The organism is Kineococcus vitellinus, from assembly GCF_009906315.1.
Taxonomy (GTDB): Bacteria; Actinomycetota; Actinomycetes; order Actinomycetales; family Kineococcaceae; genus Kineococcus; species Kineococcus vitellinus.
Genome location: NZ_JAAALL010000215.1, coordinates 1 through 7755, shown reverse-complemented (window position 1 = coordinate 7755; position 7755 = coordinate 1). Strand labels below are relative to the sequence as shown.

Genomic DNA, 7755 nt, shown 5'->3' with positions numbered 1-7755 from the left:
CCTCTACTCCCGCTCCCGCCCCCGCTCGATGAGCCGGCGACCGCACAGCCTGGAGACCACCGTGAGCGCCCACCCCCTGGACCGCCTCAGCGCCGAGGAGATCGAGACCAACCGCGAGGTCCTGACCGCGGCCGGGCTCGTGCACGCCGGCACGCGTTTTCCGCTGGTGACCCTGGCCGAACCCGCTAAAGCCGACGTGCTCTCCTGGAAGCCCGGCGATCCGCTCGAGCGCCGGGTGCGCACCATCCTGCTCGATCGAGCCGACGGCACCGTCACCGAGGTGCTCACCAGCCTGAGCGCCCGCGAAGTCGTCAGCACGCGCGCGGTGGACGTGCGCACCGAGGGCCAGCCGCCGATCATGCTCGAGGAGTTCGACATCGTCGAGCAGACCCTCTGGGCCCACGAGGGCTGGAACGCGGCCATGACCCGGCGCGGGATCAGCGAGCACCGGCGCGTGCGAATCTCCGCCCTCAGCGCCGGCACCTTCGACCTGCCCGGTGAGGAAGGTCGCCGCCTCACCCGCTGCCTGGCCTTCCTGCAGCTCAGCGACGACGACAACGTCTGGGCGCACCCCATCGACGGCGTCGTGGCCTACGTCGACCTGAACACCCGCGAGGTCGTCGAGCTCCTGGACGAGAAGATCTTCGAGATCCCCCGCGAGCGCTACGACTTCCACCTGCCGCAGGCCGAGCGCACCACGCAGAAACCCATCGTCATCAGCCAGCCGGAAGGTCCCAGCTTCAGCGTCGACGGTGACGTCGTCGAGTGGGAGGGCTGGCGATTCCGGCTGGGGTACTCGATGGTCGAGGGCCTCATCCTGCACCAGATCGGCTTCCGCGACCGCACGCAGGATGAGCGCATCCGCCCGATCGTCTACCGCGCCTCCATCGCCGAGATGGTCGTCCCCTACGGCGACCCCAGCCCGGTGCGTTTCTGGCAGAACTACTTCGACGCCGGGGAGTACTCGCTGTCACGGGAGGCCAACTCCCTGGCCCTGGGCTGCGACTGCCTGGGCGAGATCCGCTACTTCGACGGGGTCGTCCACGACGACGACGGCCACGCCCGCACGATCCGCAACGCCATCTGCATGCACGAGGAGGACACCGGCCTGCTGTGGAAGCACACCGACGGCTACAGCGGCGCCTCCTCCACCCGCCGCCAGCGCCGGCTGGTGATCTCCTTCTTCATCACCGTGGGCAACTACGACTACGGCTTCTACTGGTACCTCTACCTCGATGGCACCATCGAGCTGGAGTGCAAGGCCACCGGCGTCGTCTTCGCCTCCGCCTACCCGCAGGACGTGCCGCGCGGCAGCTACCCCTGGGCCAGCGAGATCGCCTCGGGCATCGGCGCCCCCTACCACCAGCACCTCTTCTCCGCACGGCTGGACATGCAGATCGACGGAGAGGTCAACGCCGTCGACGAGGTCGAGGTGCAGCGGGTGCCGATGGGCCCCGACAACCCCTACGGCAACGCCTTCACCCGTCGCTCGCGCCGCCTGCGCACCGAGCTCGAAGGGGTGCGCGAGGCCGACAACCGCCTCGGGCGCGTGTGGGCGGTCAGCAACCCCGGCGTGCGCAACGCCGTCGGCGAGCCGGTGAAGTACGTGCTGCTGCCCGAGGGGCTGCCGACCCTGCTGGCCGATGAGAACTCCTCCATCGCCCGGCGCGCGGCCTTCACGACCAAGCACCTGTGGGTCACCGCGCACTCCGAGGCCGAGCGGCACCCCTCCGGCGACTTCGTCAACCAGAGCAGCGGCGGGCGGGGCATCGACACCTGGATCCAGGCCGACCGCTCGATCGACGGCGCCGATGTGGTGCTGTGGCACACCTTCGGGCTCACGCACTTCCCCCGGCCCGAGGACTGGCCGATCATGCCGGTCGACACCACCGGCTTCGTCCTCAAGCCCGAAGGCTTCTTCGACCGCAACCCGGCCCTGGATGCCCCCGACCCCGCGCGAGCGCGGCGAAGCGGCGGCGCGAGCGCAGCGGCAGCCCACGGTACGGCTCACGGTGCGGCCGGTGGTGTGACCCACGGCGCTGCCGGCGGCGGGTCGGACACCTGCTGCCCCCCGACGAGCTGATCACCGGTGCCCGCCCCCGCCGAGCCCGCAGCCGCGCCCGCAGCCACCGACCGCTGGCGCGCGCTGGTCGTACCGGTGGGTGTGCTCTGCTCGGTCTGCCACCTGGTGCTGGCCCCGGTGCACGGCGCGGACCACCCCATCACGGCGATCCTCACGCTCGTCACCGCGGTCTCGTGCCTGTTCCACCTCGGGCGGCTGTGGCGGCTGCCGACGCGGCGCGGATGGTGTTCCAGCGGCGCGCTGGCACTGCTCATGAGCCTGCACCTGCCTCTCACGGCCACCCTGTCGGGCGCTGAGAGCGGCGGCTACGCGCCGACGCAGCAGCTGCTCGGCGCCGGACACCACACCGGCTACACCAGCGCAATATCCATCCCCTCCTTCGCCACCCTCACCGCACTCGGCACGATCGCGGGGGTCACGCAGCTGGCGCTGTGCGTCCTGGCAATCATCACCGGCGGCGCCACGACACGCGCGGCGCCACGACGGCCGCTGTGCACCCCCACCCGCACGGCGACAGCGAGGGCAACGACACCTGAGCCGGCGCCCACTCCCCTGGCGTCCGCAGCGTCTCCAGCGTCCCCCGGCACGCCACCGGCCGGCCGCGACGACCACGTCCCCGACAAGGAACGGCTGACATGCACATGCCCGAGAACACCGCTGCCCTCCCCCTGCAGAAGGCCGCCGACCCCGCCGCACTGCGCCGCAGCATCGCCGCCGGCGCGGTAGGCGTCTTCGTCCACTGGTTCGACTGGGCGATCTACGCCTACCTCGCCGGAACCCTGGGGACGGTGTTCTTCCCCGAGACCTCCGGATCAGCCGCCGTGCTCTCGGTGTTCGCCGTCTTCGCCGTCTCCTTCGCCATCCGCCCGCTCGGCGCCCTGGTCTTCGGCCCCCTCGGGGACCGCGTCGGCCGCAAGCGGACACTGTCGATCGTCATCCTGCTGATGTCGACGGGCACCCTGCTCATCGGGCTGCTGCCCGGATACGACACCATCGGGATCGCGGCGCCCATCCTGCTCGTGGCCATCCGCCTGCTGCAGGGTTTGGCGGCGGGCGGTGAGTTCGGCAGCGCCGCCAGCTTCCTCGCCGAGTTCTCCCCCGCCAAGCGCCGCGGATTCGGGGTCAGCTGGCTGGAGGTCGGGTCCCTGCTGGGCTTCCTGGCGGGCTCGCTGGCCTACTACCTGCTGAACATCTCCCTGTCCGAGCAGCAACTGCTGGACGGGGGCTGGCGCATCCCCTTCCTCGCCGCCGCCCCGCTGGGCATCATCGGGCTGATCATCCGCTCCCGCATCGAGGACACCCCGGAGTACCGCGCACTGGAGAGCACCGACAGCATCCCCACCTCCCCGGTCCGGGAGCTGTTCGCCAACCACCTGGGCACCATGCTGCGCGCCGCGGCGATCATGACGACGATGCACGTCACCTTCTACGCCGTCCTGACCTACCTGGTGACCTACGAGACCGACCACCTGGGCCACTCCGCCGACGACGCCGCGCTGCTGTCCACCGGGATGTCCCTGCTGGCGCTGGTCCTCGTGCCCTCCTTCGGCCGCCTTTCCGACCGGCTCGGCCGGCGACCGGTGTTCCTGGGCGCGGCCATCGCACTGTTCCTGCTGGCGACCCCCGCCTTCCTGCTGATGCGCACCGGTACCGCAGGAACCGTCGTGGCCGGGCTCGTGCTGGCGGTGCTGCTGTCAGCCATCCTGGGCACCTACGCGGTGTGGAGCGCGGAGCTGTTCCCGACCCGCAACCGCCAGGGCGGGCTCTCGCTGGCCTACAACGTCTCCGCCGCACTGTTCGCGGGAACTGTTCCCTTCCTGATGACGGTGCTCATCGAGGCGACCGGCAGCATCCTCGTCCCCGGCCCGTACTTGATGGTGGCCGCGGCGGTCGGGATCATCGCCGCCCTCACTCTGCGCGAGACCGCCGGCCAGTCCCTGCTGACCGCTGAGGACATCCAGCCGTCCACCGCCACGAGCGGGAGCGTCGAACCGGCGCAGCGCGGGGCCTGACCATTGGACCCTCTCCGGCACCTGCGCGTGGTTTCGCAGGTGGTTGTGCAAGCTGTTGTGCGGGTGGGCGCCGTGCCACGGCCCGGCACCCACCCGCACAGCCTCCACGCGCATCCGCAGCTCTTCCTGGGGCGCCATGGTCCCTGCCTCGCCACGTGGGGAACGCGGTGATGTGGGCGGCGTCGCCCCAGCGGTTGTCAGGTCCCGCAAGGCCGCGCGTGCGGATGGGCTGGGACCGTGCGGCGGCCGGCGCCTGAGCGGCCGACGCTGCTCACTGGGGGACAATGGCCTCGATGTACTGCGGGCAGTAGATGTTGACCGCGCTGGCGGTCACGCTTCCCGCGACGGCACGCGGGATGGGCAGCGTGCTGTTGACGTCGCCGGTGACGGTGGTGAAGTCGCTGCCGGCCTCCAGTCCGGTGCAGGTGATGGTGGCGGCCTGGTACAGGTTGCTGTCGGTGAAGTCCGAAGGGCTGAAGCCGCTGTCTTCGAGGGCGCTGGCGAGCAGGTCCTGGTAGCCACCGTCCAGGATGGCATCGGTGCCTGGGGCGAGGCTGCCGGGGCTGGTGGCCACAGCGGCCCCATCCTGCTCCACGTCGGCTCCCCCATCGACGCCCGGTGCACCCTGCGTGTCACCGGCGGCGTCAGCGCTGCCGTCGTCGTAGCCGTCGTCGGAGAGGTAGTCCTGGCTGCCGGCGAGGGTGGTGTCGTCGCGGTTGGTCAGATCGCTGATGCCCTTGACCAGGACGCTGCCGAAGACGGCGGCGATGACGATCTGGGCGGCGAGGAAGAGCGCAGAGACCACGATGGCCACGGTGTTCAGCCACCGGGTGGCGGAGCGCTTTCGGCCGGCGAGGGCGAGGAGCAGGGCCACGCCGGGCAGCAAGGGAAAGGCGGCACCGACCCAGCTGGTGATGAGGGCGGCGGCGGACATGCCGTCGCCGACCGTCTCCAGGCGCTGGTGGACGGGTGTGCTGGCCGGCGGCTGGTCGTACGTGGTCACGGTGCTTCCCTCGGTGAGTGCCGTCACAGCAGGTCCGCTGTGCACGCACCGAGTGTCACCGATGTGGCTTTCCTTTGTGGGACTTCATGCCGAATGGGCCGGGCTCGGCCTCACAGATCCACCCAGGGCGGTGATCGGCCGTACAGGCGAGCTTCACCTCTGAAGCGTTCAGCGCCGTCGCAACGGTGCCGATGACCGGATCACCATGAGCACCCACCATCGGCCGGCCGCTCATCACCAGCGCGGTGACCGCCAGCTCGGCGACTGGCAGCGCGGTGACTGGCAGCGCGGTGACTGGCAGCAGCGCGCCGCCTGCCGCGACCAGGTCGCCGTCTTCGATGAGACCTTCGAGGGTCGGCACCGCTCCCGCGCCACCGCCATCGCTCAGCGGGTGTGCCAGGAGTGCCCCGTGCGCCGCGTCTGCCTGGCCGATGCCCTGCGCACCGAGGCCGGAGAGAGCCACCGGTGGGGTGTGCGCGGTGGCCTGCTGCCCGGCGAGTGCACCTGGCTGTAGCGGCGCAGTGCCTGACATCCTCACTGGACACCACACCGGAACCCTCGCCCCGGCCTGGATCAAGCGGCTGACCAGCGACCCGCGGGACATGGTGCCCTCCGCGGTGTGGTGGGCCTACGCCGTCACCGATGCGGTGCGGGTGGTGCCGGCCGCGCAGCTGATGCGCCCCGCTCGTGAGTCCTTGCTGGCGGTGACATGGGTGCTGGCCGCGGCCGCCGACTTCGAGAACCGCATCCCCGGCGACCACACCGCCCGCATGCTCGCCCGCGAAGCCGGCGTCGGCGACCGAGTCTGGCAGAAGCGCACGGCGTGGCTGCGTGAGCACGGCTGGCTGCAGCACGGCCCCGGCGGCCCGCACGACGGCTGGCAGCTGCGGACCCCGTCGTGAGGGACGCCGAGCAGGCCGGCGTCGGCGATGTCGCTCTGCCCGTGGAGCAGACGCACGAGTGGCGCACCAGGTGCCCTACCTGCGGCGGGCTGGAGTGGTGGACGTGGTGGCGCTCGCTCGTCGACGGTTTGTGGCGGCCTTCGCTGGGCCGGTGTGCCGACTGTCGATGACGCGGTCGGCATGCCCTGGCCGGCCACGGTGTCTGCTGATGCCGGCGTCTCCGGGCCCGGCCGCATTGGTACCACGGCGGTACCGTCAGCTCATGGCGATGAACCTGCGGCTGAGCGATGAGGAGACCGAAGCCCTGCGCCGACGTGCGGACCAGGAGGGCCGCTCCATGCAGGAAGTCGCCCGCACCGCCATCGGCGAGTACGTCTCCGACCGCCCCGCCCGCCTGCGCGCGGCCATCGAGCGGGTGCGCACCGAGGACGCCGAACTCCTCGCCCGCTGACCCACCCGGTGACCCAGCCCGAACACCCGCCGGGCCACCTGTCCACCGAAGACCTGCTGGAGATCGCCGCCGGCGTCGTCGAGGACCTGCAGGTCCTCGATCTGGGTCTGCTCGCCTCAGCCGCTGCCCGTCCCCGCACCACCGTCTTCGGCCGCGAGGCCTACCCCACCCTGGCCGGCAAGGCCGCCGCGCTGATGCACTCCCTGGCCCGCAACCACCCGCTGGTCGACGGCAACGAGCGTCTGGCCTGGTCCGCGACCCGCGTCTTCTGCCTGCTCAACGGCACCGACCTGCTCATGCACGTCGACGAGGCCGAGCAGATGGTGCTGGCCGTGGCCGCTGGGGACTTGGACGCCGCGGAACTGGCGAAGGTGATCACCCGGTACATCGCGTGAAGCGCGCGGCCGCGATGCTGTGGTGGAGTGGTGGGCGGTGGGCCAGCGGAGCTGTCAGCTCTGGCAGCTCGATCGGCCTCCCTCGCAGGGCGCGGGGCGGCCCGGCAGCCGTGTGTCGTCTTCGACCTGGACGACACACTGCTCGCCTCCGACTCCTTCGCCTGCCGCCTGACCGATCTGCTGCGCCGCTTCCCCGCCCGCCTGGCCCTGGTAGCGCTGAGCGCCCGGGCGTGGCCGGCCCCGGGCGGGTGGCGCACCAGCCGGCTGCACGCCGAGCACATCGTGGTGTGGGCGGCCACCGTGGGCCTGCACCCCACCTACTTCCGGGAGCGCTTCGAGGCGGCTGCTCCAGGGCGGGTGCGGGCCCCGCGGGCCAGGGCGGTCAAAGCGGCGGCGGCAAGAGCGGGACGCGGACGACGACCGGAACCCCCGGGTGGTGCACGACGTGGTGGACGTGGTGCACGACGTGGTGCACGACGTGCACAGCGGGCCCCCGGCGCGCGGGCGGGACTCCGACGGCGCGTCGGGCGACCTCCACCGCCACCTCCACCGCCGCGCGCGCGGCGAGGCCGGCGACGGCCGCCGAGGCGCCGAGGACGACGGGGTTGCGGGCCAGCTGCGGCAGGGCGGCGACTGCACGCTGCCGCCACGCCGCGACCCGAGCGGGATCACGGCGCACGACGACGCCCTCGGTGGGCGCGGCCGGCGCCCCGTCGGCGGGGACGTCATCACCGGGCGGGCGGAGGAGTTCATCGGGCACGCCTCATCATGCGCGCCGCGCCGCGCCGGCGGGAAGCCCGGCGCACCGGGAGGTCGGCGGGTCTTGACCGGACCGAGAAGTGACTCCGTGGGCACTCACATGCGGTGCGCAGGGGTGGGGGACGCGGTCCCGAGGCGGCACCGCATGTG

9 protein-coding genes are annotated in these 7755 nt (G+C 71.9%); 7 read left to right on the top strand and 2 right to left on the bottom strand.

Annotation, left to right across the window (positions count from 1 at the left end):
- The first annotated feature begins 28 nt into the window (after positions 1 to 28).
- From GTQ99_RS16700 to GTQ99_RS16690, 3 genes are read left to right on the top strand one after another with little or no spacing between them, the layout of a single operon-like run.
- Entirely contained in the window at positions 29 to 2083 is a 2055-nt protein-coding gene (locus GTQ99_RS16700; RefSeq protein ID WP_166616863.1) for a primary-amine oxidase, read from the top strand.
- Between the two features lie 6 nt (positions 2084 to 2089).
- Complete coding sequence (locus GTQ99_RS16695; protein WP_166616862.1) at positions 2090 to 2809, top strand: hypothetical protein; 720 nt, start codon at positions 2090 to 2092, stop codon at positions 2807 to 2809.
- Positions 2719 to 4095, top strand: coding sequence for an MFS transporter (locus GTQ99_RS16690; protein ID WP_166616861.1), 1377 nt, complete (start codon positions 2719 to 2721; stop codon positions 4093 to 4095). The genes GTQ99_RS16695 and GTQ99_RS16690 overlap by 91 nt, the downstream gene beginning before the upstream one ends.
- Before the next feature lie 271 nt (positions 4096 to 4366).
- On the opposite strand, the gene GTQ99_RS16685 is transcribed toward GTQ99_RS16690, so the two are convergent.
- On the bottom strand, positions 4367 to 5098 hold the full coding sequence (locus tag GTQ99_RS16685) for a DUF732 domain-containing protein (protein ID WP_166616860.1): 732 nt from the start codon (positions 5096 to 5098) through the stop codon (positions 4367 to 4369).
- Between the two features lie 205 nt (positions 5099 to 5303).
- Here GTQ99_RS16685 and GTQ99_RS26210 point away from each other — a divergent pair, with 205 nt between their 5' ends.
- The 4 genes from GTQ99_RS26210 (at position 5304) to GTQ99_RS16665 (ending at position 6846) form a co-directional block, all read left to right on the top strand.
- The gene (locus tag GTQ99_RS26210; RefSeq protein WP_166616859.1) at positions 5304 to 5612 is read left to right on the top strand and encodes a WhiB family transcriptional regulator; all 309 of its coding nucleotides are present in this window, start codon (positions 5304 to 5306) and stop codon (positions 5610 to 5612) included.
- A gap of 7 nt (positions 5613 to 5619) precedes the next feature.
- Positions 5620 to 6000 carry a hypothetical protein gene (locus tag GTQ99_RS16675; RefSeq protein ID WP_205707646.1) on the top strand — a complete coding sequence of 127 codons (381 nt, stop codon included), beginning with the start codon at positions 5620 to 5622 and terminating at the stop codon, positions 5998 to 6000.
- A 262-nt stretch (positions 6001 to 6262) separates the two neighbouring features.
- Complete coding sequence (locus GTQ99_RS16670; RefSeq protein WP_166616858.1) at positions 6263 to 6451, top strand: FitA-like ribbon-helix-helix domain-containing protein; 189 nt, start codon at positions 6263 to 6265, stop codon at positions 6449 to 6451.
- 8 nt (positions 6452 to 6459) lie between these two features.
- The gene (locus GTQ99_RS16665; RefSeq protein ID WP_166616857.1) at positions 6460 to 6846 is read left to right on the top strand and encodes a Fic family protein; all 387 of its coding nucleotides are present in this window, start codon (positions 6460 to 6462) and stop codon (positions 6844 to 6846) included.
- Between the two features lie 382 nt (positions 6847 to 7228).
- Here GTQ99_RS16665 and GTQ99_RS16660 read toward each other — a convergent pair whose 3' ends face one another.
- A complete protein-coding gene (locus GTQ99_RS16660; RefSeq protein ID WP_166616856.1) occupies positions 7229 to 7606 on the bottom strand; it encodes a hypothetical protein in 378 nt (125 codons plus the stop codon).
- Between the last annotated feature and the right edge of the window lie 149 nt (positions 7607 to 7755).

Excerpts from the sequence above, each read along its gene's own strand:
- GTQ99_RS16670 (WP_166616858.1), top strand. The coding sequence starts at position 6,263 with ATGGCGATGAACCTGCGGCTGAGCGATGAGGAGACCGAAGCCCTGCGC.
- GTQ99_RS16700 (WP_166616863.1), top strand. The coding sequence starts at position 29 with ATGAGCCGGCGACCGCACAGCCTGGAGACCACCGTGAGCGCCCACCCC.
- GTQ99_RS26210 (WP_166616859.1), top strand. The coding sequence starts at position 5,304 with ATGAGCACCCACCATCGGCCGGCCGCTCATCACCAGCGCGGTGACCGC.
- GTQ99_RS16690 (WP_166616861.1), top strand. The coding sequence starts at position 2,719 with ATGCACATGCCCGAGAACACCGCTGCCCTCCCCCTGCAGAAGGCCGCC.